General features: G+C 59.6%; 24 protein-coding genes and 2 pseudogenes. 15 read left to right on the top strand and 11 right to left on the bottom strand.

Features of this window, described 5'->3' with window-relative positions:
* Positions 1–125 precede the first annotated feature (125 nt).
* The gene (locus ACYQ14_RS01325; protein WP_459884066.1) at positions 126–1,190 is read left to right on the top strand and encodes a TrmB family transcriptional regulator; all 1,065 of its coding nucleotides are present in this window, start codon (positions 126–128) and stop codon (positions 1,188–1,190) included.
* 76 nt (positions 1,191–1,266) lie between these two features.
* On the opposite strand, the gene ACYQ14_RS01320 is transcribed toward ACYQ14_RS01325, so the two are convergent.
* The 3 genes from ACYQ14_RS01320 to ACYQ14_RS01310 form a co-directional block, all read right to left on the bottom strand.
* Positions 1,267–2,145, bottom strand: a complete 879-nt coding sequence (locus ACYQ14_RS01320; RefSeq protein ID WP_459884063.1) for an SMP-30/gluconolactonase/LRE family protein — start codon at positions 2,143–2,145, stop codon at positions 1,267–1,269.
* Positions 2,146–2,221: 76 nt separating this feature from the next.
* Positions 2,222–2,572, bottom strand: a complete 351-nt coding sequence (locus ACYQ14_RS01315) for a DUF8109 family protein (protein WP_283838903.1) — start codon at positions 2,570–2,572, stop codon at positions 2,222–2,224.
* A gap of 142 nt (positions 2,573–2,714) precedes the next feature.
* Entirely contained in the window at positions 2,715–3,074 is a 360-nt protein-coding gene (locus tag ACYQ14_RS01310) for a hypothetical protein (protein ID WP_459884060.1), read from the bottom strand.
* A 195-nt stretch (positions 3,075–3,269) separates the two neighbouring features.
* Here ACYQ14_RS01310 and ACYQ14_RS01305 point away from each other — a divergent pair, with 195 nt between their 5' ends.
* The 4 genes from ACYQ14_RS01305 (at position 3,270) to ACYQ14_RS01290 (ending at position 7,664) form a co-directional block, all read left to right on the top strand.
* The gene (locus ACYQ14_RS01305) at positions 3,270–4,541 is read left to right on the top strand and encodes a Single-stranded DNA binding protein (protein WP_283838905.1); all 1,272 of its coding nucleotides are present in this window, start codon (positions 3,270–3,272) and stop codon (positions 4,539–4,541) included.
* Positions 4,538–6,316 (top strand): RPA family protein, encoded by a 1,779-nt coding sequence (locus ACYQ14_RS01300; protein WP_459884058.1) that lies wholly within the window; start codon positions 4,538–4,540, stop codon positions 6,314–6,316. The genes ACYQ14_RS01305 and ACYQ14_RS01300 overlap by 4 nt, the downstream gene beginning before the upstream one ends.
* Before the next feature lie 27 nt (positions 6,317–6,343).
* Positions 6,344–7,210, top strand: coding sequence for a metallophosphoesterase (locus ACYQ14_RS01295; RefSeq protein ID WP_459884056.1), 867 nt, complete (start codon positions 6,344–6,346; stop codon positions 7,208–7,210).
* A 109-nt stretch (positions 7,211–7,319) separates the two neighbouring features.
* Complete coding sequence (locus tag ACYQ14_RS01290) at positions 7,320–7,664, top strand: winged helix-turn-helix transcriptional regulator (protein ID WP_459884054.1); 345 nt, start codon at positions 7,320–7,322, stop codon at positions 7,662–7,664.
* Between the two features lie 30 nt (positions 7,665–7,694).
* Here ACYQ14_RS01290 and ACYQ14_RS01285 read toward each other — a convergent pair whose 3' ends face one another.
* Positions 7,695–9,392, bottom strand: coding sequence for an IucA/IucC family protein (locus tag ACYQ14_RS01285; protein WP_459884051.1), 1,698 nt, complete (start codon positions 9,390–9,392; stop codon positions 7,695–7,697).
* 645 nt (positions 9,393–10,037) lie between these two features.
* Between ACYQ14_RS01285 and ACYQ14_RS01280 the strand changes: the two are divergent.
* The 5 genes and pseudogenes from ACYQ14_RS01280 (at position 10,038) to ACYQ14_RS01260 (ending at position 14,769) form a co-directional block, all read left to right on the top strand.
* A pseudogene (locus ACYQ14_RS01280) lies at positions 10,038–10,590 on the top strand (ABC transporter ATP-binding protein).
* Entirely contained in the window at positions 10,587–10,793 is a 207-nt protein-coding gene (locus ACYQ14_RS01275) for a hypothetical protein (protein ID WP_459884048.1), read from the top strand. The pseudogene ACYQ14_RS01280 and the gene ACYQ14_RS01275 overlap by 4 nt, the downstream one beginning before the upstream one ends.
* Before the next feature lie 403 nt (positions 10,794–11,196).
* On the top strand, positions 11,197–11,628 hold the full coding sequence (locus ACYQ14_RS01270; protein ID WP_459884046.1) for a DUF2178 domain-containing protein: 432 nt from the start codon (positions 11,197–11,199) through the stop codon (positions 11,626–11,628).
* Positions 11,629–11,634: 6 nt separating this feature from the next.
* Positions 11,635–11,847, top strand: coding sequence for a helix-turn-helix transcriptional regulator (locus tag ACYQ14_RS01265; RefSeq protein ID WP_459884044.1), 213 nt, complete (start codon positions 11,635–11,637; stop codon positions 11,845–11,847).
* 93 nt (positions 11,848–11,940) lie between these two features.
* Positions 11,941–14,769 (top strand): DEAD/DEAH box helicase, encoded by a 2,829-nt coding sequence (locus ACYQ14_RS01260; protein ID WP_459884041.1) that lies wholly within the window; start codon positions 11,941–11,943, stop codon positions 14,767–14,769.
* A 96-nt stretch (positions 14,770–14,865) separates the two neighbouring features.
* Here the strand turns inward: ACYQ14_RS01260 and ACYQ14_RS01255 are convergent, their stop codons facing one another.
* Positions 14,866–15,252 carry an outer membrane protein assembly factor BamB family protein gene (locus tag ACYQ14_RS01255; RefSeq protein ID WP_459884039.1) on the bottom strand — a complete coding sequence of 129 codons (387 nt, stop codon included), beginning with the start codon at positions 15,250–15,252 and terminating at the stop codon, positions 14,866–14,868.
* 59 nt (positions 15,253–15,311) lie between these two features.
* Positions 15,312–16,082, bottom strand: a pseudogene (locus tag ACYQ14_RS01250) (outer membrane protein assembly factor BamB family protein); the annotation flags it as partial.
* Positions 16,083–16,193: 111 nt separating this feature from the next.
* Between ACYQ14_RS01250 and ACYQ14_RS01245 the strand changes: the two are divergent.
* The gene (locus ACYQ14_RS01245) at positions 16,194–17,732 is read left to right on the top strand and encodes a stage II sporulation protein M (RefSeq protein ID WP_459884036.1); all 1,539 of its coding nucleotides are present in this window, start codon (positions 16,194–16,196) and stop codon (positions 17,730–17,732) included.
* 378 nt (positions 17,733–18,110) lie between these two features.
* On the opposite strand, the gene ACYQ14_RS01240 is transcribed toward ACYQ14_RS01245, so the two are convergent.
* Positions 18,111–18,242 (bottom strand): DUF7503 family protein, encoded by a 132-nt coding sequence (locus tag ACYQ14_RS01240; RefSeq protein ID WP_459884034.1) that lies wholly within the window; start codon positions 18,240–18,242, stop codon positions 18,111–18,113.
* Between the two features lie 385 nt (positions 18,243–18,627).
* On the opposite strand from ACYQ14_RS01240, the gene ACYQ14_RS01235 reads away from it, so the two are divergent.
* Both ACYQ14_RS01235 and hflX read left to right on the top strand, forming a co-directional pair.
* Positions 18,628–18,774 (top strand): hypothetical protein, encoded by a 147-nt coding sequence (locus tag ACYQ14_RS01235; RefSeq protein ID WP_283838916.1) that lies wholly within the window; start codon positions 18,628–18,630, stop codon positions 18,772–18,774.
* A 499-nt stretch (positions 18,775–19,273) separates the two neighbouring features.
* Entirely contained in the window at positions 19,274–20,602 is a 1,329-nt protein-coding gene (gene hflX / locus ACYQ14_RS01230) for a GTPase HflX (RefSeq protein WP_459884030.1), read from the top strand.
* Positions 20,603–20,640: 38 nt separating this feature from the next.
* On the opposite strand, the gene ACYQ14_RS01225 is transcribed toward hflX, so the two are convergent.
* The gene (locus ACYQ14_RS01225; RefSeq protein WP_459884028.1) at positions 20,641–21,240 is read right to left on the bottom strand and encodes a metal-dependent hydrolase; all 600 of its coding nucleotides are present in this window, start codon (positions 21,238–21,240) and stop codon (positions 20,641–20,643) included.
* 255 nt (positions 21,241–21,495) lie between these two features.
* Between ACYQ14_RS01225 and ACYQ14_RS01220 the strand changes: the two genes are divergently transcribed.
* Positions 21,496–22,266 carry a protein sorting system archaetidylserine decarboxylase gene (locus ACYQ14_RS01220; protein WP_459884025.1) on the top strand — a complete coding sequence of 257 codons (771 nt, stop codon included), beginning with the start codon at positions 21,496–21,498 and terminating at the stop codon, positions 22,264–22,266.
* A gap of 60 nt (positions 22,267–22,326) precedes the next feature.
* On the opposite strand, the gene ACYQ14_RS01215 is transcribed toward ACYQ14_RS01220, so the two are convergent.
* Complete coding sequence (locus tag ACYQ14_RS01215; protein ID WP_459884022.1) at positions 22,327–24,504, bottom strand: CDC48 family AAA ATPase; 2,178 nt, start codon at positions 24,502–24,504, stop codon at positions 22,327–22,329.
* Between the two features lie 139 nt (positions 24,505–24,643).
* Between ACYQ14_RS01215 and ACYQ14_RS01210 the strand changes: the two genes are divergently transcribed.
* Positions 24,644–24,778 (top strand): DUF7128 family protein, encoded by a 135-nt coding sequence (locus ACYQ14_RS01210; RefSeq protein WP_459884019.1) that lies wholly within the window; start codon positions 24,644–24,646, stop codon positions 24,776–24,778.
* Between the two features lie 18 nt (positions 24,779–24,796).
* Here ACYQ14_RS01210 and ACYQ14_RS01205 read toward each other — a convergent pair whose 3' ends face one another.
* On the bottom strand, positions 24,797–25,048 hold the full coding sequence (locus tag ACYQ14_RS01205) for a DUF7508 domain-containing protein (RefSeq protein ID WP_459884016.1): 252 nt from the start codon (positions 25,046–25,048) through the stop codon (positions 24,797–24,799).
* A complete protein-coding gene (locus ACYQ14_RS01200) occupies positions 25,048–25,479 on the bottom strand; it encodes a DUF5796 family protein (RefSeq protein ID WP_459884013.1) in 432 nt (143 codons plus the stop codon). The genes ACYQ14_RS01205 and ACYQ14_RS01200 overlap by 1 nt, the downstream gene beginning before the upstream one ends.
* Positions 25,480–25,581 lie beyond the last annotated feature (102 nt).

Here is a 25,581-nt window from a genome sequence, read left to right as displayed (position 1 = left end):
GGGAACCGCTGACGAATTTCAGAACGAACGTTCGAAATAGCGCTCGTAAACTGCCGGTCTGGAGCGATCGAGGTCGTCGTATCACGCACGCAATATTTTTGGTCGGGGGCGAACGGGTACTGTGCATGGAAACGGATACCCTCAAAACGGCGCTCGAGGAAGCTGGACTCACCGGCCAGCAAGCCGATGCGTATCTAACCTTGCTCGAGTTGGGACCGTCGCCCGTCGTCAGGATCGCCGAGCATTCCTCGGTCTCCTCGTCGCGAATTTACGACGTCGTTCGGGCGCTCGAGGAACAGGGGTTCGTCGAAACTATCGAACGTGATCGGCTTCACACTCGGCCGCGGGAACCGATGGACGTTCTCGATCGATTGCGGAACAAAAGCGAGATTCTCGCCGACGCCGCTGACGAAATCGAAGATCGGTGGGAACAACCGGATCCGATGGAGTCACGCGTGAGCGTCCTCAAACGAAAGGAGACGATTCTTCGACGCACCGCAGAAGCGATTTCCAGGGCGGAGATTGCCATCGAACTGGCGGTCACGCCGTCGCAACTTCGAGAACTTCGGTCGACGATCGAGACAGCGATCGAAGAACGCGACGTTCTGGTCCAGATCAGCGTGTACGACGCCGGAGATGCGGACGTTCCGGTTCCCGATGACGTTCTCGAAGTACGTCGCTGTCCGATCCCGGGCCCGTTTCTCGCGATAATCGACCGGCTGTACGTCTTCTTCTCGCCGAACGTTCACGCCGATGAGCCCTACGGCGTGACGATTGGCGACGAAATCCTCTCTTTTATCCTCCACTGGTACTTCCTTACGTGTCTCTGGGCGCAGAACGAATCGATACACGTCTCAAGCAACCATCCCCCAACGTACGTCAGCGTCGAGGGATTCGTCCACGACGTTTCGCCCCTGTTCTTCGACAGCGCCGAGATAACGGTCCAGATTATCGGCCACGATACGACCACTGGCGAGTTGCTCGAGGTGACGGGATCGCTCGCCCATATCACCAGCAATGGACAGTTCGCTCCGAATCACCGCCCTACTTACACGGAACTCGCCGGCCAGGTAACGCTGTTTCTCGACACCGAAGACGGGCTCTACACGATCGGCGGGTGGGGTGCGCTCGTTGAAGACGTCGAGGCGGAGGTCCTCCGGATCGAAGGGATCGAATTTCCGCCGCTATAAGGTGTCGGGTTCGCGCTGCGGCGAGTTCCATACGCACCAGAACACGCTCGTTCGCCGCAGGCACAAGCGCGTTCGCTTACTCGAGGCCGATCCGCGACCGAAACTCCGGAACGCCTGTGGCATCGACCTCGGTCGAAGGGACGCGAAACAGGGCCCCTGCCCCGTCACCTTCGGACTCGCGCGTTCCGCCGTCGAGTGCGGTCGTCAGGTAGCAGTCTTCGTACTCCGGGCCGCCGAACGTGACCGAGGAAACCTTCCGTGCCGGAACGTCGATTTCCGTCACCGCAGTTCCGTCGGGGTCGTACCGAACGACGCGGTCGCCGTTCCAGCGAGCCGACCAGACATCACCCGATTTGTCGACGGTCATTCCGTCGGGAACGCCGTCGTTCGCAGGCGTTTCGACGAACATTCGTTGGTCAGAAAGTTCACCGGTGTCCCGATCGTACGCGAACGCGTAAATCCGGCGGGCCTCCGATTCCGTAAAGAAGAACGTCTCGAGATCTCTCGAGAAACCCATCCCGTTTGGGATGTCGACATCCTCGATAACGATCCGAGTCGAGCCGTCGGGGTCGATGCGATACAGATCGCCAAGGGCCTCAGAACCGGGCATCGTTCCGCAAAAGACCCGGCCTTCGGGGTCGGCGATGACGTCGTTGAACCGCGTCTCCGCATCGATCCGGAGAACGATTTCGTGATCGCCCGATTGTGGATCCCAGCGGCGGACCTGCCCGTGCTCGAACAGGAGTAGGGAGCCGTCCGCCTCGATCGTGAACCCGCCGAGGGGCGAGCTATCGTTGGTCTCGTAGACGACGGAATTCTCTCCCGTTTCGGGTTCGTATCGATATAGTAATCCTGCGGGGATATCCACCCAGTAAAGACAGCGTTCCTCTGGGTGCCACAGCGGCCCTTCGCCGGTCTCCGCATACGTATCCGCGATTCGCTCGAGCGTAGTCACGAACGTGTAACTCGCGTCGTCCCCCTTGAATCTACCTCTGTGCGCCGGATTGGTCGGTACGACTTTCGCCCGTCGTCTACGACGATCTGGCCTCGAGGATCTCGACGAGTCGGCTTCTCCCGAGTTCCTCGATCAGCACCGCCAGTTCGAGGACTCGGTCTTCGCCGAGTTCGTCGACGAGCGAAACGATTTCGTCCGGCGTGAACGTCCGTGCGAGACTCGACATGGTCTCGACGACCTCGACCGTTCGCTCTGCGGTCTCCGCCGTCGGATCGACGGTGAGCGGTCGATTGACGAACTCCCCGTCCTTGTAGTAGCAAAAACGGAGTTCGGTATCGTCGCTCGATTCGGGGGTAACGATCTGGACAACGCCGTGGCCGTCCTCCCAGTCATCGATCCGTTGCTCGAGCAGGGTTTGATAGCGCATACACAAGCTAATTCGCTTATGTACATAAGCGTTAATGATTGTGTATAGCCTGATATAACAACTATTCAAAGGCAATATTCAGAAAGTGGACTCCCGCGTTCGTCTAGAATCTCGTAAAATGTAGATCCGCTCGCGCCCGTTCTCAGATAATAATCATATCCAGCAAGGGTTCACGGAAGACTAACAGAACGATGTTGTTGCTCGCGAAGAACGCGTACGCAGAGACGATGATGGTGACGAATCCGACATCGAACGGACTCGAGAGAACGTAGCCGACCGCGATGATGACTACTGCGTAAGTAACGGCTGCGAGAACGACGCCGGGCAATCCGATGAATTCGTAGAACATGACGGTAATCGGGTTGAGTTCGTGAGCGTACGGAACGAGGAAGAGATGGACGGATGCAACCAAATCCGCGAACCACGTGATGAAAAAGGCGAGCCGTAACCGGGAACCTCCGGGTCGATTCGAGCGCAATGAAGGGACAGTCTCTACGGACATGATATCAACCGAGTTACGGAAGGAGGTAATAAAGGGCTTGACCCTGACCCTGCCGCCCGACCAGTTAAAAAAGAGAGTCATCACCAAACGTGGTAATAGCTTACTAACATCACGGTCTCGAGCCGTTTGACTCCGCGTTTCACTTTCACCCTGACGCGGGAACGCTTTTGAGGCCCCCACTCGAAATACCCAATGATGGAACTCGACAACCATGCCGAGGATCTTGCCTCCGATCTCGGTATTGACAAAGAGGAGGTCAAAGCGGACTTACAGAATCTCGTGGAGTACAGCGTGCCGATCGACGAAGCCAAACAGAGCCTTCGCCGGAAATACGGCGACGATACGGGCGGCGGGTCCGCGCCATCGTCGAAGGATATCGAGGAAATCACGACCGACGACGGCAACGTCACGATCACCGCCGTCGTCCTGACCGCGGGCGAACGATCGATCCGCTACCAGGGCGACGATCACGTCATCGTCGAAGGTCGCCTCGCCGACGAGACGGGCGCCATCGACTACACCGCCTGGGAGGATTTCGGACTCTCCGCAGGCGATACGGTCACCGCCGGCAACGCCGGCGTGCGAGAGTGGGACGGCGAACCCGAACTCAACCTCGGTGAGAGCACGTCGCTTTCGTTCCTCGAGGAATCGCTCGAGGTCCCCTACGAAATCGGCGGCGACGCCCAGATAGCCGACCTGCAGACGGGCGATCGAGCCGTTTCCGTGGACGTCCAGATCGTCGAATCCGAACGTCGAACGATCGACGGCCGTGACGGGGAGACGGAGATCCAGAGCGGAGTACTCGGCGACGAATCCGGCCGACTTCCGTTTACCTGCTGGGCCCCCGACCCCGAAATCGAACCGGGAGCCTCCGTTCGAATCGAGAACGCCTACGTTCGGGAGTTCCGCGGCGTTCCGGAGGTGAACGTCTCCGAATTTTCGGTCGTCTCGAGTCTCGAGACGGAGATTGAAGTCGGGAGCGACGCGACGACGATGGGAATCGGCGAGGCGGTCGCGACGGGCGGCGTCTACGACGTCGAACTCGTCGGCAACGTTATCGCCGTTCGCGACGGCTCCGGACTGATTCAGCGCTGTCCAGAGTGCAATCGTGTCGTCCAGAAGGGCCAGTGTCGAACACACGGCTCCGTCGACGGCGAGGACGATCTGCGCGTGAAGGCGATTCTCGACGACGGAACGGGAACGGTCACCGTCGTCCTCGACGACGAGCTGACCGAACAGGTCTACGGCGGCGATCTCGAGGATGCCCTCGAGCAGGCTCGCGAAGCCATGGACCAGGAAGTCGTGGCCGACACGATACGCGAGAAAATCGTCGGCCGCGAGTATTCCGTTCGGGGTCACCTCTCGGTCGACGAGTACGGTGCTAACCTCGACGCGGAAACGTTCGAGGAGAGCGCTGCGGATCCGACAGTGCGTGCGAGTAGCTTCCTCGAGGAGGTGCGAGCATGAGCGCCGAATCGCCGACGCCGAACCGGGAAATCGCCTACCGTCTGTTCGCCGCCGAATTCGACGATTCGACGCTTTCACACGCCGAGAGCGACGAGGAGCGCGCCCCGAACTACGTGATTTCGCCGACCGGCGCGCGGCTCAACCGCTTGTTCGTCGTCGGCACACTCACGGAAATCACGTCGGTTAACGACGAGATGCTCCGAGCCCGCGTCGTCGACCCGACGGGTGCGTTCGTCGTCTACGCCGGCCAGTATCAGCCCGACGAACTCGCCGCCTTGGAACAGCTCGAGCCCCCCGAGTTCGTCGCGATAACGGGGAAAGCACGGACCTTCCAGCCCGACGACTCGGATCAGGTCTACACCTCGATCCGACCAGAGAGCATCGCGGCCGTCGACGCGGAGACGCGCGACCGCTGGGTCGTCAGTGCGGCCGAACAGACGATCGACCGGATCGGCACGTACGCGAGAGCCGCCGAAGTCGATGCCTATGACACTACCCTCCGCGATGCCCTCGTCGAGGCGGGCGTCGACAAGCCCCTCGCACAGGGAATCTCGCTCGCACAAGACCACTACGGAACGACACCGACCTATCTCGAGAGCTTGCGCGAACGCGCCCTGGAAACGGCGGAAGTCATCGCCGGTGACCGAGACGCAGTCGAAGAGTTCGGCGTTCGCTCGAACGAGACGAACCCGGAAAGCCGGTCGTTCGAGGAAATCGCGGCCGATTGCGCCGTTGAACTCGATATCTCAGCAATGCAGGCGGCGGTACCGGATACGGCTACTGAGGAAATTGAGGAACCACTCGAGAGTGAGACGGCAGTAGCATCGACCGCCGCGTCCACTTCGTCCGGCGATGTCGGGTCCAACGAACTACTGGGATCCGCGGACGGTTCCGAGCCGGAGGAAACCGACGTGTCCGCGGAGCTATCCTCGTCCGCTGACGACGAATCAGTCGAGGAAACCGACACGGTTCGTGCGGACGACGACTCGGATGGCGACGTCGAAACTGATGCCGATACACAACCGGCCGCAGAGGTAGATTCGGATTCAACCGGGTCGGCTGCGACCGAGCCAGACGGAGATCAGGATGCCGACGTCGCCGGCACCGATTCGGACGATGTCGTCGCCACTGAGCAGTCAGAAACGAGCTTCGCGGCGGGCGACAACCCCTCCCTCGAGACAGACGATGAACCGACTCTCGAATCGGACGACGAGTCGGACCTCGAGGACGATGACGAAATGGCGTCTGAAGAAACGACTGCTGTCAATTCGGGAATCGAGACATCCGAAGCGATCGAGTCGGACACCGGCTCCGAGGACGAGGACCTCGGCAACTTCGATAGCGAGGGGTTCGACGACGGGATGTACGAGATGGACGACGAAGAACGCGAAGAGCTCGAGGCTGAGTACGGTGCGGAGTTCTCGACCGGAGCCGAAGTCGACGACCCGGGATCGGCGGATATCGACGTTCCCGACGAAGAAGAGCCTGCAGAATCCGCGGCGGAGGAAGCCGCTCAGTCGTCCACTGAGGAGACGGATACCGAGCAAGCCTCCGAATCCGAGGACGAACCGGACGAGGATGTCGACGTCCAGGCGCAGGTTATCAAGACGATGAATCAACTCGACGACGGCGACGGTGCAGACCGGTCGACGGTCGTCTCGGAAGTCGTCGACGAAACGGGTGCGGCCCCCGACGAGGTCGAAGACGCTATTCAGGACGCGTTGATGGGCGGACAGTGTTACGAACCCGACGACGAGACGCTGAAGGCGATCTAAGCCCACCGGAGAACACGAACAGACCGAATGGCCTCACCTTCTCGATCCGAGAACGACAGCGGCGCAGTCCTCGAACCGATCCCAGGCCACCCCGCGGCGATCGCGACGCTCGAGGGAGAACGAGCGCTGGTAATATCTGATTACCACGCGGGATACGAAGCCGGCCTGCGCTACGAACGGGGTGTCGACGTTCCGAGTCAGGCATCCGACCGCCGGGAGCGATTGCTCGGGTTACTCGATCAAACCGCGGTCGACCGCCTCGTGGTCTGTGGCGATCTGATGCACGCCATCGGCGATCCCGGTGGAGCCGAACGCGGCGAACTCGAGGTGCTGTTGGAGTCGTTCCCCGAATCCGTTTCGACGACGCTCGTGAAAGGAAACCACGACGGGGCGATCGAAACGTGGCTCGGCCCCGATGGGGACGATCAGCACGAATCTACCGGGACCGATATCGACCCGAACGAGCGGGTCGAACGGGCACTCGAGATCGTCCCGGGAAATGGGATTCGACTTGGTCCGCTCGGCGTCTGTCACGGGCACACGTGGCCGGCACCCGAGGTGCTCGAGGCCGACGTGGTCTGTTTCGGCCACGAACACCCCTGTATACGGCTCGAGGACGAGGTCGGCGGAAGTCGCGTGGAGCCGATCTGGCTCCGTGGACGACTCGACCCGGAGCCGTTCACGGGGCGAGACGAGTACGACGGGCTATCGTGGCTGAACGGCGGGAATCCGCCACGGATGGTCGGCCTTCCCGCGTTCAACGACCTCGTCGGCGGGACGTGGGTGAACGTCCCCGGTCAATCGTTTCTCGCACCGTTTTTACCCGACGGGATCACCGACGGAGAGGCGTATCTGCTCGACGGAACGCGCCTGGGCCCGTTTCGCGAGGTCTGATAGGGTCGTTCGTACCTATTTCAGCCAGCCTGAGTAGATTGTGAACTCGCTCAGATACCCGTTGTCTGTTGGACAAAAGAGTAAGACATCTCACGGTCTAAGCGAATACATGGCAACAGAATCGTGCAGTTGCGGCGATTCGGAACCTGAGGTCGAATACTACCAACCCCTTGCTGATGCGATGTCTGTCTTGAGCAAGAAATACGCGCTGGAAACGATCAGCATCATCGAGAAACACGAACCGATGCGATTCAAAACACTCGAAGAACACCTGAGGGATGCGAGCAGTAAAACACTGTCCGATCGACTTGACCAACTCGTAGACAAAGGCCTCATAACACGCACACAGTACGAAGAGATCCCTCCTCGGGTCGAGTACGAACTCACCGAGGATGGCCGCGAACTCCGTCAACATCTCGAACCGCTTCTGGACTGGGCAAAAACACAGAAGTGACCATTGTACACCCACCAGAGCCTACCACTGTTATTCCGCTGGATTAACGAGTGGGTTCGAGACGTGACTGGTGACGTACTCGTGTCGCTTCCCTTGTAGACGCATTGCAGTCAGTGCTTTGTGTGTCGCGGGATCTTTGAATAACGCATTTTCGTCTCGATTGACCCGCTTCTCGGGAATATTCGATTCTGTGCGAAGCATCTCGAAGGTCTCTAAACACCGCGTTCGAACGTAGTCCCAACAGGCGGTTTCGTCCAGCGGTGTGTGTTCAACAAGCGTGATGATCAGCTCCGTGAAATGATTCTGGAAGAGTGCATAGTACAGCTTGTTGTAGAGATCCCGTTCCCCGTCGGCATCGACATCAGAGTCAGGATAGGCATCAAAGGTGAAACCGTGGCGGGTAAGTCGATCGTTTAATACGCGAATGCCTCCGAGATCTCGCACTACTGTAGCGACCGGCTCTCCATTACTGAAGACCACGTACGAGTTTTGTGGATGGGTTTCGAGCGCGATACCGTATTTACTCAGGAGATGCAGTTGTTCAGGAACGACCGTATCGACGTAGGCTTCGAAAAACGCCTTCGCGGTCGCCGTAGTGACCGGTTTGTTACGAGTGGCCGCAAACTGATCCAGAACGTCACAGACGATCGGTTGATTGGTGACGGGAGATGGCGTCAGCAAACTCCCGACAGCGATTGGTACCCCTTCCTCTGGTACCAGTGAATGAGCGTACGGATTCTGTCGAGCGAGTCCCGAGAGATTGCGGGCATTATGGTACTCATCGCCGTCTGGATGGGGACCACCAGGTGCGTGATAACACGTTGCCGCAGCTTCAGAAAGGATACCGAGGTGATCGAACGAGTCACACTCCAGAATCGTGTGCAACAATTCCGTTACCTGTGGGCCATTGGAGACGGCCTGTGGCGACACCGTTCTGACGACGTTGGTCAGCTGTACGTCAACAGCGAGTTTGAGGTGTGGCTGTGGGTGGGTTTGTGGGTTGTCCGTCTTCGGAACCACGGTTCGGAGATTGAGCAATGGCGTTGCCGGCACCGTGTATTCCGGAACTGGAACCACTCGATCAACGTCAATCTGTGCAGCATACCGATCGGGAATGACGTGATAATACTGCCAGGGGTGGACTGGGACTACCACGTAGTCCTCACTGGATCGGTTCGTCGGAACCCCTCGCTCAACTGCCGCTTTCAGTCTGGGGAAGCAGTCGTACAGTAATTCAGTAAGCGTCGGTCCAGTGTGAGCCTGGAGTGCGTGCTCCGTCTCAACGGCGACAAATCGAACGTCGATCTCATCGGTGAACTCAGGGGCGTATAGCAGCGACTCTGCTGGATTCATCCCCCGCCTGATTTTTGCACTCGGATGGAACGGATGCCCCTCAGTTGCGAGCCGCTCAAGCGCACTCGCTGGATCGGCACCAGGAAGCGTTTCGAGTATGTCGAGAACGGTTGAGTGATCCGCGGATGCCTCGAACGTGGTGCCAGGATTTGTGGGATCTGCGAGGCGAGCGAACGCGAGATTTGCGGTGCTTTCAGCGATCTCCTCGGTAATTCGTTCGGCTTGCTCTTGCGACGTCACTCCTTCCTGTTCGAGTAGCGAAATAATAGTAACCGGATGTGGGTTCTGTATTGCTTCTGTAGAGGAAAGGAGGGTAACTGCTTCTGCGAGTCGAAATCGATCGTAGCCGTGAATCGCTTCGATCGGTGCCGCCACGATCGTTTCAGCAGTTGGGAACGGGAGGAACGCAACGGACTGGCAGCGGTCGGGAAGCGGTTGGATTTGTCGGAAGAGTTCGTCAGCCCCTATCCTTCGCAATGCTTGATGTGCGTCATCCGGAAGTTCTACCCGTTTGACCGGGAGAATGGTATGTGATGGTAACCCATCCGGCTGTCCACGAAGGAGGCCTCGTACGAGCCGAGAGCAAATATTTCGGCGGGCAGCGGGAAGTCGATCGAGGAACTCCTTCGGTTGTGAATTGGGTGTCCGCTGTTTCAGATACACGATTGCTGCACCGAAGACGTCTCGTTCAGCATTCGTCTGGAGTGTCCGAGTACTGGCGTTTCTATGGTGTGACATTAGATATCCATAGGTGCTGAAGCAGTTTATAGAGGGAAGTCGAACTCGGTAAAGAAATTGTACGCAAGCGTAGTTACTGTACTCAGCTACAGAAATCCCCAGACAGCGATCGAACCAATCTCGAAATACGGTGGCTTTTGCGTACTCACCGAGATAATAGTATACCACGATGGAACCAAAGCTCGAAACGGATTCTCTTACGCGAGTTATCGATGGCGAGCAAATCGTTGACTCGGTATCTATGCAGGTCCAGACATCTGATGTCGTCGCTATTATCGGTCCATCGGGGCTGTCAAGTCTTCGTTCCTCCGGTTACTCAACCGATTAGACGAACCGACCGAGGGAACGGTATACCTCGATGGGACTGACTACCGGGAGGTCGATCCACAGGAACTGCGCAGACGAATTGGTTTGATTCTACAGGACCCTGCTCTCAGCGGGGGAACTATTTCTGAAAACGTTGCACTCGGTGCCCGAATACGAGACGAACCAGTAAACAGAGAGCGTGTTACCGCCCTTCTCGAACGAATGGGATTCGGTGGATACGAAAATCGTCCTGTCGATGATCTCTGGAGGTGAACAACAGCGTGTTTCCATCGCCCGGACGGTTTATATCGGTCCTGAAGTACTGCTACTCGACGAACCGACGTCGCATCTCGATTCGGCAACCGAAGAACGAATTGAGGAGTTCCTCGCTGAACTGATTCGTGATGATCTGACCTGTGTTCTCGTTACGCACGACACCGCCCAGACACACCGTCTGGGAGATCGCATCGTCAAGATGGTGGATGGACATATCGTTGCAGAGGGCACGCCATGGGAGGTGATTGGATGAGCGAAACAGTACTTGAGACGTTCGTTGAGCAGGCGAGCGATCCTGTTATGATCACGGGATTCAGCCAGATTCTTACCGCAATCGCCCTCGCAGCCCTCGTAATCGCCCTCACATCCCTCGTATTGGGAGTCGTATACGCTCGTGAACTCGACTTCGAACGCGAGGTCGTTCGGCGGAGAGCGACGCCATTGTCGAGGAGGTAACCGCAGATGTCACGACGCTCGACATCCAGACGGAACGCGACGACGCGGGATTCTCGTTTAGATTGCTGAGTGATCGCGACGAACTCACGGCTGTGAGAGTGAACGACGAGGAGTGGAGACTCGAGTAGAACGCGGTCACAGGCGGTCGGCGTCTCGAGGAGGGTGGATTAACGGGTGGCCTCTCCTTTTTCGAGCGATGCATTTCGACGATTCGGGCCAAATCAGCATGCGGCCGAAATGCTGTTCGCACGGCAGTTGATCCGATCCTTCGTTCGTTTTGAGAGACGCTCTGTCCGCACTACCAATAGCGCATCTCGAGAGGCGCTTCCGTGACTGTGGACGCTGATCGGCATCACCAACGATAGATTTAATAGTAGGTGTAAAGTACGCTTTACTGTAAAGCATGTCCGACACCACACTTCCGACCGTTGGCACGCCCGAACGAACGCGAAAAGTGTACGAACGGGCCGTATATGCGATCTTTGCGATAGCGATCGTTGGACTACTTGCAGGGCTCGTGTTTAACCAAGAGTACGCGGGAACCGTTATCTATCTCGTCGGAGCTTGGCTCGGCACGGGTCTGGCTTACTTGCTTCCCAAGTGGAGCGATGTGCGGTTCTACGACGAACGCGACGAGGAGATCTCTCGCCAGGCGAGCGGGCTGGCGATGTCCGTCGCGTTCGTCGTCGGGATCGGCGTCGTCCCCGCGCTGTACGCGTTGGACGCGGCGGGACACCTGACGATTACGTCGACAATGTGGGGAGCGATCTACGCCGCCTCCGCGATGTACCTGCTCTGGGGAGCCTGTTACACGATCGTCTCCTATCGGCTTTGATCACCGATGAATAACGACCTACCCGAGCGACGTGAGGGACACGATCTGAGTCAGGGGGAACTCGCCGAAGCAGTAGACGTCACTCGACAGACGATCAACGCTATCGAACGCGATCGATACGACCCGTCGTTGGAGTTGGCGTTCAAACTCGCTTCGCACTTCGATTGCGAGATCGAAGCGATATTCGATCCGAGTCAGAACGGCGACGATCCGTCGTAACGACCTGCTTTTGAGTCCGTCAACACCGACTGAGCGGAGCGGTCGGTTCCCAAAGCGTGGCGCTTATCCGCCGTTCTCCCCTATCTGTGTTCGATGATCAACGGGGATGTCGCGGCGTTTACCAATCTCGGCGAGACGGTTCGTGGCGCGCTCTCCGAACGCGGTTTTTCGACGCCGACGGCACCACAGCGACTCGCGATTCCGCCGCTTTCGGACGGTGACGATACGCTCGTTATCGCTCCGACCGGGAGTGGCAAGACCGAGACTGCGATGCTCCCCGTCTTCGACGACCTCGTTTCGGGCGGTCCACCAGACGGATTCGGCGCGCTGTACGTCACTCCGCTTCGTGCGCTGAACCGAGATATGCGCGACCGCCTCGAGTGGTGGGGCGAGTACCTCGGCCTCGAGGTCGACGTTCGCCACGGCGATACGACCCAGTATCAGCGGGGAAAGCAAGCGGAAGACCCGCCGGACATCCTCGTGACGACTCCCGAGACCCTTCAGGCGATGCTGACGGGTGAGCGGCTTCGCGATGCGCTTACGGACATCTCTCACGTCGTGATCGACGAGGTTCACGAACTCGCCGCCTCCAAGCGAGGTGCACAGCTCGCGATAGGCATGGAACGGCTCAGGGATCTTTCGGGCGAATTTCAGCGGATCGGACTCTCCGCGACGGTCGGTGACCCGGAAGAGGTCGGCCAGTTCCTGACCGGGGGACGTTCCTGTACGATCCGAGAAATCGACGTCGGGAGCAACGTCGACGTTACCGTCCGAGAACCCGAGGTGACGGACGAAGACGAACGACTGTCCGGGAAACTGATGACCAGCGCCGAGACGGCGAGTCACGTTCGGCTCGTGAGAGACATCGTCGACACCCACGAGTCGACGCTCATCTTCGTCAACACCCGTCAGACGGCCGAAGCGCTCGGCTCGAGATTTGCCGAGCTGAACCTCCCCATCGGCGTCCACCACGGCTCGCTTTCCAAGGAAGCCAGGATCGACGTCGAGGACCGCTTCAAGCGCGGCGAACTCGACGCACTGTTGTGTACCTCCTCGATGGAACTGGGAATCGACGTCGGGCGGGTCGACCACGTCGTCCAGTACCAGAGCCCGAGACAGGTCGCTCGGCTCCTCCAGCGGGTCGGGCGGGCGGGCCACCGGAGGGATGAAGTCTCGAGCGGAACCGTCGTCACGACCAGACCCGACGACACCTTCGAAGCGCTCGCGATCGCTCGGCGGGCCCGCGACGGCGAGGTCGAGCCCGCGGCGATTCACGAGGGAAGCCTCGACGTCGTCGCGAACCAGATTCCCGGCTTCGTTCAGAGCCGAGGCTCGACGTTCGTTGACGACGTGTATTCGACTATCTCCGCGGCGTACCCGTTCCGAGATCTCACCGAGGAAACGTTCCGAGAAGTCCTCTCGGAGCTCCACCGAAATCGAATCGTCTGGTTCGACGAGAGCGAGGACCGGATCGAGACGACGGGCGGAACCTGGCAATACGTCTACGCGAACCTCTCGATGATCCCTGACGAGGCGACATACGAAGTCCACGATATCGCCTCTGGAAAGCAGATCGGGACACTCGACGAGCGGTTCGTTGTCAACTTCGCCGCCCCGGGAGAGATCTTCGTCCAGCGCGGCGAGATGTGGCGGATCGCCGAAATCGACGACGACGAAGACGAGGTCAAGGTGAGTCCGATCGAGGATCCGGCGGGTGAGATTCCCTCCTGGGTCGGCCAGGAAATTCCCGTTCCCTACGACGTCGCACAGGAAGTCGGCGAGCTACGTGGCGTCGCGGCACCGCAACTCGAGTCCGGCGCTGACGCCGATGCCGTCGCCGACGAGCTTCGCCATCGGTATCCTGCCGACCACCGCACGCTGTCGGAGGCCGTTTCCCAGCTCGAGGATCACGTCGACAGTGGGGCGATCATACCGACGCGGGATCGAATCCTGCTCGAGCGACAGGGGCGAACGGTCGTTCTGAACGCGCCCTTCGGGCACACGACGAACGAAACGCTCGGGCGGATGCTCTCCTCGCTGCTCGGCCAGCAGAGCGGCTCGAGCGTCGGCCTCGAAACCGACCCGTATCGGATCGAACTCGAGCTTCCGGGCTCGGTTGCGACGAGCGACGTGATGGCGGTGCTCGAGGAAACCGATCCGGACCACGTCGAGTCGATACTCGAGTTGGGGCTCAAGCGCTCGGACGCGCTCGCGTTTCGACTCTCGCAGGTCTCCGCGAAGTTCGGCGCGCTCAAGCGGTGGCAGGGTTCGGGTCGGATGTCGAACGACCGCCTGCTGTCCGCGCTCGAGGAGACGCCGATGTACGAGGAGGCGATCCGGGAGGTGTTTCACGAGGATCTTGACGTGAACCGGGCGAGCCGGGTACTCGAGGAAATACAGTCGGGATCGCTCGAGGTCGTGACGGCCCGCGGTCGAACGCCCGTCGGCCTCGGCGGTCGCTCCTCGGGAAAAGAGTTGCTTGCGCCCGAAAACGCCGACGCGAGCGTCATCAAGACGGTTCGAGAACGCATTCAGAACGACCGCATCATCCTGTTGTGTACCCACTGTACGGACTGGAAGGTCAAAACGAAGGTCGGACGGGTGCGAGAGCAACCCGAGTGTCCCGAGTGTGGCTCGACGCGCATCGCGGCGCTGAACCCGTGGGCCGAGGAGGTCGTCGACGCCGTCCGAGCACAGGAAAAAGACGAGGAACAGCGCTCGATGACCGAACGAGCGTATCGGAGCGCGAGCCTCGTCCAGAGTCACGGTAACAAGGCCGTGATCGCGATGGCGGCTCGAGGCGTCGGCCCGCACAACGCCGCCCAGATTATCAACAAGCTCCGAGAAAACGAGGACGAGTTCTACCGAGACATTCTCTCGAAGGAGCGCCAATACGCGCGGACACAAGCGTTCTGGGACTGATTCGTTCTCTCTAACGCAACCACTGCTCGAGGGAGTGTGCGATAGCGTCGTCCAGAAGAGAACTTTCGCTCGAGAGTTCGAATTATCGAGAGTGAATCACTCGAGTGCGAGCAATGCGTACTCCGCTTCGCTTTCGACTTCGGCGACAACGTACAGCACGCCATCGTCGATGACGGGACCGGAGCCGACGCGGCCGGCAAACTCCCGATCGAAGCGGAGTGCGGGCCCGTTCGACGGATCGTCGCGGGGTGCCGGGTCGAACGCACGCAAGCGGTCGCCGCCGACGAAGACGGTCTCGCGACCGTAAGCCGGTGCGGTGTGGCGCCATTCGCCGATTTTGGTGTTCCAGTGGTTCTCGCCAGTACCAGCATCGTAGGCCGACATGTCCAGGCCGTTGGCGACGAACACGAGCCCGTCCGCAACGGCGATTCCCCGATCGATGAGACCGGTTTCTGCGGACCAGAGAGTTTCCGAAGACGACATGATTCAGCATCTAGTGCGTAGGTCGCTCCGTCGTGACAGGAGACATAAATCGCGTTCGTATCGACCGTGGGCGGACACGTCGGCAGAGCGGGCAGATCCCACTGCCACGAACCCGCCCCGGAATCTCCGAGCAGAGACACGTTGCCGGCCTCGGTTGTGACGACGGTATGATATCCCATGAAGTGTGGTGAGTGGTCGATCACCCGTCCGACGAGTTCCCGTTCCCACTCGAGACCGCCGTCGTCGGGGTCGAGTGCGACGATCCGTTCCCCGATTCCACAGATCAGTTCCTCATCACCGTACATCGACGGTGCCGTTGCACTCCTCGAGCGTTCGAACTCGCGCTCCCACAACTGGTCGCCCGTGTCGGCTTCGAGTGCATAAACCGTATTCCAGACCGAAACGTAGGCGACACCGTCACGGACTAACGGCACCGCGTTGGCGTCCTCGAACGTCCACAGCTCCGACCCGTCCGTCGCATCGAGGACTCGAAGCGTCCGCTGTGACTCGAGGTGGAACACGCGTCCGTTCGCGACAACAGGAGCCTGATGCGATGTCTGGGTGGTCTCGACTCGCCACCGTTCGGAGACGCCGTCGACGGGTGCCTTCCCGTCACTAACTTCGCGAGTATTGGCCCCATTGCAACCAAAACTCGACCAGCTTCCATTTGCACCGTAGACGTGACCGTCCGGATCCGGAAGCTCCTCGACTCCAGCCGCGGGCGGTTCATCGGGTGGTGGAGAGCCGAGCAATCTCGAGCAGCCGCCGAGCGTAGCGCTCCCAGCGACAGCGCCAGCGCCAGCTAAAAACGTTCGTCGATCGGAGGGCATAGTTTCGAATAGTCATCCAAACAACAAGTGATTTTCGTTCACAGTAGTCGGCAGGATGCGTGTTGATGAACAAGAATATATGATCGTGCTTACAACACTGTAGTCACGTCGATGAAACTTTCAACAGCTGTCTCGGCGGTCGGAAGGTCGCTTCGCAAGCCGGGAGATCTGCTTCCGTTTTACATTCTCGGCGGCGCGATTCCGGCAATCGCTCGCGTGTTCCCCTTCCTCGGAATCCTGGCTGTCTGGATTCTTCTCTGGGCGACAGGAACTATCGCGACCATTCGAACCGAAATCGAGAACATCGAGGGCACCGCACCGAATCCGGAACAGAATCCAGAGGCGTTCACGGAGTGGATGAACGAGGTGTGGATAGCGATCGAGTCAGGATTCACCCCACTCGTCGGGGTAGTGTCGGGTTTGACACTCCTCGCGACGGTTCTTCTCATGATCGTGTTCTCGATTGGTCTCTACGCAGTCGCGTCCGCAGGCCAACTTGCGACGTGTTATGCCCGACTCCGTACGGAACGGGGCATGGTCGCAGGAATCGCGGGCACTCGTCGGTTCTGGCCCTCGATGCTGGTACTGTACGTTCTCGAAGTCGTCCTGTGGATACTGGTGACTCTCTTTCTCGCGGTGGGAGTCGGACTCGTTGCGATGATGTCGATCGTTGTTCTGGATTCTGCACTCCTAGCGATTCCCGTCGCGTTCATCGGTGCGCTCGTGTGGTTCGGCGCTATTATTGTGATTCGAGCCGTGTTCACGTTCGCTCCGGTCGCCGTCGTCGTCGACGATACCACCGCCTTCGGGTCGCTCTCGAACGCCGCCGGATTCATTCGATCGGCACCCGTCGAGGCGATCTTTTACTTTATCATCGCACTCATCGCATCGATCGGCTTCGCCTCGGTGATTTCGGTTCTATCGGTCGTCGGTTCCGGAAGCGTCGTCACGCTCGTTACGCTCTTGCTCGTCACTCCGGCACTCGACTTATTGAAGACGGCGCTATACGGCGGTTATCGCGGTCAAATCGCACCTCCTGCTCCAATCGAATCGTCATTCCGATCGCAGTTCACGGGTGGGATTCGTCGCGGTCTCGCCAGCCTGGGTGGGTTCGTTCGCGCGACACCCGGAACGCACGCGTTTATTCTGATACTCGGCGTCGGAACCTTCGTCGCTGGCTGGATGGCCGCCGCCCCGTTCGAAGGAATACTCGATGCGGCAATCTCCGAACGAATCGAAGGGATCATGCCGCCAACGGCGGCCCTCGAGTTCTTCGGGAACAACTGGATGGTCGCGCTGACGACCGCCTTCTCCGGGCTCGCGTTCGCAATTCCGGCCATCTTCGGAATCGCGTTCAACGGCGTCTTCCTCGGCGCAACGGCCCGCCTCGAGGTCGAACCCCTCGAGTTACTCGCGTTCGTCATCCCCCACGGAATCTTCGAGATTCCGGCGATCATCTTCGCGGGTGCGCTGGGCGTTCACCTCGGAGTCACGTTCTGGAAAGCGTCAGTCGGTTCGATAACCCGCGAGGCGTTTGCCGACGAACTCGAGCGAGCGTTCTGGGTTCTCATCGGTATCGGCGTTCTTCTCGCAATCGCCGGCTTCGTCGAGGGATTCATTAGCCCGTTCTACTATCGGCCGTTCTTCTAGCGGTACTCACAATCGATTTTCGACTCGCCGTTTGAGGCCGGGTCCTCAAGGGTACTCAATCACTCGAGTGCACAAAAGATATGCAGACCACTCACGATCCTGTCGGTCGGAATCAATTCACACATTGTACACGGTCTATACAGTTCACACATTTTACACCGTCTATATAGTCCGTACATTGTACACACTGCTCCCTGGGATACCGCCGAAAACAGGAACGGTTCGAAGACGACAGTCACCCCCAGTTTAAAAGGCACAAGGTCGTGAGATGACGCTCTCACTGCCCGAAGTGATCAACCTGCTCGCTCTCGAGCGCGTTCCAACGGTCGTCGACGGAAAATTTTGGTGGTCAGTTGATGTGTCTCCCGGCGATCTCCCTTAGGCGACGGTCCCGCCCTTAGCGGCGGCAGCGGTGCCAGCCTGGGAGAGGAGGAGACAGATCGTAAACAGTACGCCTAGTAATCGCGGGTTATCGGTTACGAACTTAGGGATCGATTTTGTCTCGGACATCACCACCACCATGGTAACAAGATGTTATGGACTTTTTAGGAATGTCATTGAATATGGAATTGATAGTAAATATATACTTTATCTCGGAAAAGAAGTGACGAAAAAGCGGCGCAACACTCCGAGGGTGCCACATCGTCCGGATCACCATCGCCCCTACAGGAGCGCGGTAAACATATACTACCCTCGTGTAGTCACGTAATTATCGTTCTCAAACGACATTGAGAGATGAGGGCCGTACGATCACGGTTCCGGGCCGAAGTTAGTCTTCAGAGTTGGTTTTAGGACGATATTACTTCACCCATCCAAATTTTTCGGAGTAAGAATGGTTTATACAAGGTGCACAAGCAAGCCCAACAGCTACCCTGAAAAAGCGAATAGGAACGGTATGGTCAGACTGTCGACGGTCGTTATCATTCTCGCTATCGTCCTCGCAATCGGCCTCATCCCGATTCCCGTTATCCCCGGCGTCGGCCTGTTCATTGGTATCTCGGGAATCATACTCGGCATCATCCTCCGGGTGCTCGGGCACTGACGGACGAAATCGACCGTCCGATCCGAAACGACCCCGTACGCAAACTACTACCGTACGCGAGTTACTGAACGGGCGCGAGCCAGAGACCGAGCGAAAGTAGAATTGCAACAAGACGCACAGAGATGGTTTCGCCAACTCTAAACAGGGACGATCCGCTCGAGGCGGGTTCCTTCGTCGTAGAGCGTTCGCCCCGTTTTCTTGCTCATCGGACTACGTACGGCCACCGAACGCCGCTCCACAAGCTATTTGTGCATCAGTGTCATTTATCAGCCTGAGACCGATGGAAACCTCTTCTCTCCACTGAGCCGAATGCCGTCGGTGAATCGCCCTGGAGGCAAGCCCCAGGGAATTCTCCTAGTCCGCTTGTAAACTGGTGTATTGAGACCAGTACGACGGACACGAGCGGCTCGTTTTTCGGCAACTAGCGCTGGTGTGGGCCAGTTGAGTCAGGGCACAGTATCGATTCCGATAGCCAGACGATCACGAAGCAACCATTCAAATGTCACGAACACCCAGCGACAGTCGACGCACAGTCATCGCAAAACGCTCCGCGACCGGCCCGATCGAAACCGACGAGATTCGAGCGCTCGTTTCCGGGGCCGGGCACGAAATCGTCGCAGAACTAACGCAGGTCGGCCAGGCGGACCCAGGAACGTATTTCGGACGGGGGAAAGTCGAGGAACTCGCCGAATCAGTCCTCGATCACGGCGCACAGCGCGTAGTCGTCGACGGCGAGCTCTCACCGAGTCAACACCACACCCTCGAGTCGATGCTACCAGACGAAACGGCTGTGACCGACCGCTACCGGCTCGTTCTCGAGATATTCGAGAACGGTGCCGGCACACGACGAGCACAGTTACAGGTCGAACTGGCACAGCTCCGACACGATCTTCCGCGGTTGATCGAATCCGCGGACGAGGGCGCGCTAAACAAGGTGACCGAAAAGGGATCACCCGTCTACGACGTTCGCGATCGTATCGACCACCTCGAGCAGAAACTCGCGGAGCTTCCGGATCCGGCCGACCAATTTCGCGAACGTCGCCGCGACGAGGGGTTCGACCTGGTGACGATCGCCGGATATACGAACGCCGGGAAATCGACGCTACTCCACCGACTCGCCGACGACCTCTCTATCGATCAGTCCGACTTGGAGGCGAATGAGTCAGCGTCACACTCGAACAAAGACGCCACGGCGGCCATCGAGGATAGACTCTTCAAGACCCTCGAGACGACAACCAGACGCGCAACTATCGCCGACCGGCCGGTTCTCGTGACGGATACGGTCGGGTTCGTTGACGACCTTCCCCACGACCTCGTCGAATCGTTCAGTTCGACACTGTCGGAGGCGACGGCGGCCGACGCGGTCGTACTCGTCGTCGACGCGAGCGATCCACCGGACCAGTTCCGTGAGCGACTCGATGTTTCCCTCGAGGTGCTCGCCGCACAAGGAGTCGACCGCGATCACATTATCCTCGTCCTGAACAAGATCGATTTGCTCTCAAGCGAAGCCCAAACACGGCGAGAAACGATCGCCGCAGAGCGCGTTCCAGCGGGAGTCGCGGGACCGATTTCGGTCAGCATCCGTAACGGAACAACCCTTGAACCGTTGCGGACAGCACTTCGAGCGCAGTTGCCGTCGGAACGGGCGAGTATCGAAATGCCGAACTGCGACGAGGCGATGTCCATCCTCTCGAACGCCTACGATCGAACGTCGGTAGAGCGCGCCGACTTCGATGGAGATCAGCTACTTCTCGAGTGTCGGGGTCGCCCGTCCGTTCTTCGTCAGTTGCGAAATCGGGCGTCGTCGCTCGAGGATTCGGAACAGTAATTCACAGATCGCGTCTCAAATTTTCCCCAGTTGCCCGGTTACCGGAACGTAGCGACGGTATCGACGACGAGTCGGTGAACGCCGAGTGCGAGTTCACGGAGGACCGGAGCGCCGTCGTAGAGCCACAACAGCGCGGCGAACAACCCGATCCCGAACTGAGCAAGGATGTACAGCGACGGATCTCCAGAGAACAGTTCGTGATAGTACGTTCCCAGGAGCGAGAAGAAATGCTCCGAAAAGGAGACGCTGTGGTCGTGGCCCCGGGTCGAACCGAACGGCCAGAGCACAATGCCGAACTCGAGGTAGCCGTCTCTGACAACCCCGTCGATGATGTCTGCTGGAAGGTGCACGAGGTAGCCGAATCCGAATGCGATTCCGGCGTGTGTCCGACCGTAGGATCTTGCGAGGAGTCCCACGGCGAGAGAGAGCGGGATCGCAAAGAAAATCGAGTGGCCCAGCGCGTACCCCGACTCGAAAATCCCGTACTGCCAGGCGAGTGGTTTGTCGATCAGATCAGGTAATACCGACGCGAAGACGACGGCGAATGCCTCGAGACCACCCGGCGGGGCTCGATAGTAGACGTGACAGAACAGGGAGTAGACGACGTATCCCATGATCGCGTGCTCCCACGGCCACATATTACGTTCTCACCGTCACAGTTGCCGGGAGACGTGTTACGGACCGCTTCCGTCCCAACGTAACGATTCCCGACGCTAAAGAGGGACCCATTACTCGAGACGTGGGGCCAACCGGCTAAAAGATTTCCGAGAGCGAGATTGTGTGTAGCTCACGAAATTGTCGATCTCCTGGCCCGAATACGTCCGCGGATAGTACCAGGTAATCAATGATTGCGTGCCGAAACGGCCAAACGGCTCGACCTCGTCGGATCGTCTATGAAGTTCGCGCCAGGGGCCTGGAAGTACGCGATCGTGCCGCTGATCGTCGCGCCGTTTGCATTTCTGGTCAGCGTCGGCGCGAGCGCGATTTCGCTCGTCCTCGGACTCGCGACGCTCGCGTTCTTCCGTGATCCGGACAGAGCGGCGCCGGTATCGGGGACGATCGCGCCCGCCGACGGCAACGTCTCCGTGCTGCGATCTGAAGGCGACAGAACCCGGTTAGGGACGTTCATGAACGTCTGGCACGTCCACGTCGTTCGCTCTCCTTTCGACGCCACGGTGACCGACGTCGAACACATCGACGGTGCAAACAAACCGGCGTTCTCGAAGGACTCGGACCGGAACGAGCGGGTTCACGTGACCCTCGAGTTGGAGGATCCCGACGCCGTTGTCCCCGGCTGGGAGTCGGCTTCGGAAGCGGATCCAAACGAAGGGCCAGACGAGGCGAGAGAAAACACTCCGGAAACGGTACCGGATACGACAGCAACGACAACCACAGCACCGACAGCCACTGTCACCTTCGTCGCCGGCGCGTTCGCCCGACGAATTCATCCCTACATTGAACCGGGAGAGACGCTCGAGCGGGGCCAGCGACTCGGCCACATCGCCTTCGGCAGTCGCGTCGACGTCCTGTTCCCGCCCGGCGTCACAATGGGGGATATCACAGTCGACCCCGGCGATTCAATGAGGGCGGGCGAAACCGTCGTCCTTGGATCGCCGAACGTAACGGTCGATGACGGTTTCGCAGAACCTGCAGGCAGCGACTAGACGAATCGAGAGGTCGGAATCGAATCTGTGTTTTTATGGCTCGTGTCGCCGGTCGTCCGCTTAGCTCTCGGTGTCGATCGCAGCTCGAGCCGCCTCGAGGTGGGACTGTTCGATAACCACATCGCCCGCTCTCTCGTTTGCCTCCTCGGGGCCGTACTCCATCGCAATCTCTCGAATGGCCTTCATCGAGGCGTCGCGGACGAGCGCCTCGAGATCTGCGCCAGTGTACCCCTCCAGTCCGTCCGCGAAGGCGTCGATATCCACGTCATCTGCAAAGGGCTTGCCGCGGGTGTGGACCTCGAGAATCTTCCGTCTCGCTTCGGTATCGGGTTCGGGGACGAGAACGTGTGTATCGAGCCGACCGGGCCGAAGAAGCGCCGGGTCAATGAAGTCTCGGCGATTGGTCGCGGCGAGCACGACGAGGTTCGGATTCTCGCTCATCCCGTCGAGTTCCGTCAGCAGCTGCGAGACGACGCGTTCGGTGACTTCGTGGCTCTCGCCTCGAGTTCCCGCGATGGCGTCGATTTCGTCGAAGAAGACGATCGAGGGTGCGGCCTGTCGAGCGCGCTCGAACACCTTGCGAATCGCTTTCTCTGACTCGCCGACGTAACGGTCGATGATTTCAGGGCCGTCGACCCGAACGAAGTTCACGTCGGTTTCGCCGGCGAGCGCCCGCGCGAGCAGGGTTTTTCCCGTCCCGGGTGGACCGTGGAGCAAGACGCCGGAGGGTGGCTCCGTGTTCGTCTCCTCGAACAGCCTGTCGTAGGTCAGGGGCCACTCGACGGATTCGCGGAGGGTTCGTTTGGCGTCCTCGAGGCCGCCGACGTCCGAGAAGTCCGTGGTCGGCGATTCGGCGACGTACTCGCGCATCGCGGATGGTTCGACGGAGGCCAGCGCGGCGTCGAAGTGCGATTTCGTCACCTTCGGGTCCTGATTCCAGGCCGTTCGACCGTCGGCGTCGGTCGGCCTGCTTCGGATGGCGGCCATCGCGGCCTCGCTGGCCACGGCGTCGAGATCGGCACCCACGAAGCCGTGCGTTCGACTCGCGATCTTGTCGATTCGAACGTCGTCCGAGAGCGGCATTCCGCGGGTGTGGACCTGCAAAATCTCCTTGCGACCTTCCGCGTCGGGAACGCCGATCTGAATCTCGCGATCGAATCGGCCCCCGCGTCTGAGCGCGGGATCGATCGAATCCACGCGGTTGGTCGCGCCGATGACGATCACTTCGCCGCGAGCGTCGAGCCCGTCCATCAGCGTCAGCAGCTGGCCGACGATCCTGTTCTCGGCGTCCCCGTCGTCGTCTCGAGTGCCAGCGATCGAGTCGATTTCGTCGAAAAAGATGATCGTCGGCGAGTTCTCTCGAGCTTTCTCGAACGTCTCCCGAAGCTGCTCCTCGGATTCGCCCTTGTACTTCGACATGATCTCCGGGCCGGAGACGGTCTCGAAGTTCGCGTTGACCTCGTTCGCAACGGCTCTGGCGATCAGCGTCTTCCCCGTTCCGGGCGGGCCGTAGAGCAACACGCCGGACGGCGGTTCGACACCCAATCGCTGGAAGAGATCGGGTTCCGACAGCGGGAGTTCGATCATCTCACGAACTAACTCGAGTTCCTCGTCGAGACCGCCGATATCCTCGTAGGTAACTCCGGAGGGCGATTCCGGCTCGGGTTCGGCGGCGGGTTCTGACGGAGAAGCGACGGACCCGGACTCGTCGTCCGCGGATGGATGCGCCCGGGTGACCTGGATGGAGGTCGAACTCGTGATTCGAACGTCGCCGTCGGGATCGGTATCGAGCACGGTAAACGGTTCGGGCGCGACACCCTCGACTCTGATCTGTTCGCCGGCCCGAATCGGTCGATTGCGAAGTTTCTTCGTCGCGACTCGCTCGGCCAACCGCGATTCGGCGTCGGCGAGCTCCGCCGGGGCCCCGAGCGTAACCCGCTTGGCCTGGCTGATTGCCGACGTGTCCTTCGTTCGAACGACGACGGTGTCGCCCACGTGGACGCCCGCGTTGGCTCGAGTGTCGCCGTCAATCTGGATAACTGACTCGGGAATTGACGGATCGGCCGGCCACATCTTGGCGATCGTCGTCTCCTCGCCGTCGATGACGACCGTATCTCCGCTTAGCACGCCGAGTTTTCGCCGGGCAAGCTCCGGGATTCGAGCCACACCCCGCCCCGCGTCGCGTTTCTCGGCGGCCCGAACGGTTAGCGAAACCTGAACGGAATCCGACTCACTCATAGGTCACCGTTTCGGCCGTACCGTCTTGAGAATTGCCCCATCGAACTGGGACGGGATGGACGAGAGCGAGGACAAACGGCAGCGAACGGCGGATCGTTTCGGAGAAACGCCTTTGAGTTCAGGTACCCCTAGACCGGCTATGGTCGTCGAGACAGAGCGCGACAACGCGACGTGGTACGAGTGTGAAACCTGCGGATTACTCTTCAACGACGAGACTGAAGCGACCGATCACGAAAAACAGTGCGACGATACGGATCCCTCCTACATCCAGTAACGGCTGTCTCGCCGCTCGCTAATTCGACTCGAGGCGATCGCGATGCTCCGTGGCCAGTTCCGTCGCCTGCTCGCGGGTCTGGGTCGCCGTCCACCGAACGCGGTCCCCGTCGTCGTAGGCCAGCGCCGTTTTGAGTTCGTCCCGAAGGATGCCGGAGCCGATACTCCGCACCGTTCCGTCCTCGTCACCGAGTTCGTAGACGCCGGGGCGATCCGGAACGCGCCCGATCGTTTTTCGATTCAACTCGTGCCACTGTTTCTGGAGCGGCATCACTCGGCCCCCTCGACGAGTTCGTAGGCGTGCTCGCTCATCTCGTCTTCGGCGAAGACGAACACGCGCCCATCGACGAGCGAGGGCTCTGCGTCGACGCGAATCGAGTACGCCTCCGTCGAGACATGGACGCCGGGGAACAGTTCCTCGTCGTCGTCCCCCTTGAGCATCACACGGCCGACGCCCGTGGTCTCGAGGATTTCATCGTGGGTGTTCCGGTCGTTGACGTAGGTCATCACGCCCTCGATGCCGTCCGGATCGGTGACGAGCACGTGGACCTCCTTTCCTGGCGGCGTTTTGATCGAGCCCTCGACGGCCTCCGGCGGGCCGTGATAGAACGCTTCGCGGCCGTCGAGATAGTGGACGACGATACCGCCATCGACGAGATCGACCTCGAGCGTACTTGGGGCGACGTTACTTCGCATGCTCATACCCGAACCGACGTGACGGACTCGCAAAAACGAACCGCTCTCCACGTCACCGACCGCTCCGGCCAAAACGGCGTAGACCGCCAGCCGTAAATAGTCGCTCTG

The sequence above is a fragment of the Halostagnicola bangensis genome (genome assembly GCF_054653435.1).
The sequence above is the reverse complement of the archived record's forward strand: the minus strand, read 5'-3'. Positions and strand labels throughout refer to the sequence as shown.

Excerpts from the sequence above, each read along its gene's own strand:
- ACYQ14_RS01325 (WP_459884066.1), top strand. The coding sequence starts at position 126 with ATGGAAACGGATACCCTCAAAACGGCGCTCGAGGAAGCTGGACTCACC.
- ACYQ14_RS01315 (WP_283838903.1), bottom strand. The coding sequence starts at position 2,572 with ATGCGCTATCAAACCCTGCTCGAGCAACGGATCGATGACTGGGAGGAC.
- ACYQ14_RS01310 (WP_459884060.1), bottom strand. The coding sequence starts at position 3,074 with ATGTCCGTAGAGACTGTCCCTTCATTGCGCTCGAATCGACCCGGAGGT.
- ACYQ14_RS01305 (WP_283838905.1), top strand. The coding sequence starts at position 3,270 with ATGGAACTCGACAACCATGCCGAGGATCTTGCCTCCGATCTCGGTATT.
- ACYQ14_RS01300 (WP_459884058.1), top strand. The coding sequence starts at position 4,538 with ATGAGCGCCGAATCGCCGACGCCGAACCGGGAAATCGCCTACCGTCTG.
- ACYQ14_RS01295 (WP_459884056.1), top strand. The coding sequence starts at position 6,344 with ATGGCCTCACCTTCTCGATCCGAGAACGACAGCGGCGCAGTCCTCGAA.
- ACYQ14_RS01290 (WP_459884054.1), top strand. The coding sequence starts at position 7,320 with ATGGCAACAGAATCGTGCAGTTGCGGCGATTCGGAACCTGAGGTCGAA.
- ACYQ14_RS01275 (WP_459884048.1), top strand. The coding sequence starts at position 10,587 with ATGAGCGAAACAGTACTTGAGACGTTCGTTGAGCAGGCGAGCGATCCT.
- ACYQ14_RS01270 (WP_459884046.1), top strand. The coding sequence starts at position 11,197 with ATGTCCGACACCACACTTCCGACCGTTGGCACGCCCGAACGAACGCGA.
- ACYQ14_RS01265 (WP_459884044.1), top strand. The coding sequence starts at position 11,635 with ATGAATAACGACCTACCCGAGCGACGTGAGGGACACGATCTGAGTCAG.
- ACYQ14_RS01260 (WP_459884041.1), top strand. The coding sequence starts at position 11,941 with ATGATCAACGGGGATGTCGCGGCGTTTACCAATCTCGGCGAGACGGTT.
- ACYQ14_RS01255 (WP_459884039.1), bottom strand. The coding sequence starts at position 15,252 with ATGTCGTCTTCGGAAACTCTCTGGTCCGCAGAAACCGGTCTCATCGAT.
- ACYQ14_RS01245 (WP_459884036.1), top strand. The coding sequence starts at position 16,194 with ATGAAACTTTCAACAGCTGTCTCGGCGGTCGGAAGGTCGCTTCGCAAG.
- ACYQ14_RS01240 (WP_459884034.1), bottom strand. The coding sequence starts at position 18,242 with ATGTCCGAGACAAAATCGATCCCTAAGTTCGTAACCGATAACCCGCGA.
- ACYQ14_RS01235 (WP_283838916.1), top strand. The coding sequence starts at position 18,628 with ATGGTCAGACTGTCGACGGTCGTTATCATTCTCGCTATCGTCCTCGCA.
- hflX (WP_459884030.1), top strand. The coding sequence starts at position 19,274 with ATGTCACGAACACCCAGCGACAGTCGACGCACAGTCATCGCAAAACGC.
- ACYQ14_RS01225 (WP_459884028.1), bottom strand. The coding sequence starts at position 21,240 with ATGTGGCCGTGGGAGCACGCGATCATGGGATACGTCGTCTACTCCCTG.
- ACYQ14_RS01220 (WP_459884025.1), top strand. The coding sequence starts at position 21,496 with ATGAAGTTCGCGCCAGGGGCCTGGAAGTACGCGATCGTGCCGCTGATC.
- ACYQ14_RS01215 (WP_459884022.1), bottom strand. The coding sequence starts at position 24,504 with ATGAGTGAGTCGGATTCCGTTCAGGTTTCGCTAACCGTTCGGGCCGCC.
- ACYQ14_RS01210 (WP_459884019.1), top strand. The coding sequence starts at position 24,644 with ATGGTCGTCGAGACAGAGCGCGACAACGCGACGTGGTACGAGTGTGAA.
- ACYQ14_RS01205 (WP_459884016.1), bottom strand. The coding sequence starts at position 25,048 with ATGCCGCTCCAGAAACAGTGGCACGAGTTGAATCGAAAAACGATCGGG.
- ACYQ14_RS01200 (WP_459884013.1), bottom strand. The coding sequence starts at position 25,479 with ATGAGCATGCGAAGTAACGTCGCCCCAAGTACGCTCGAGGTCGATCTC.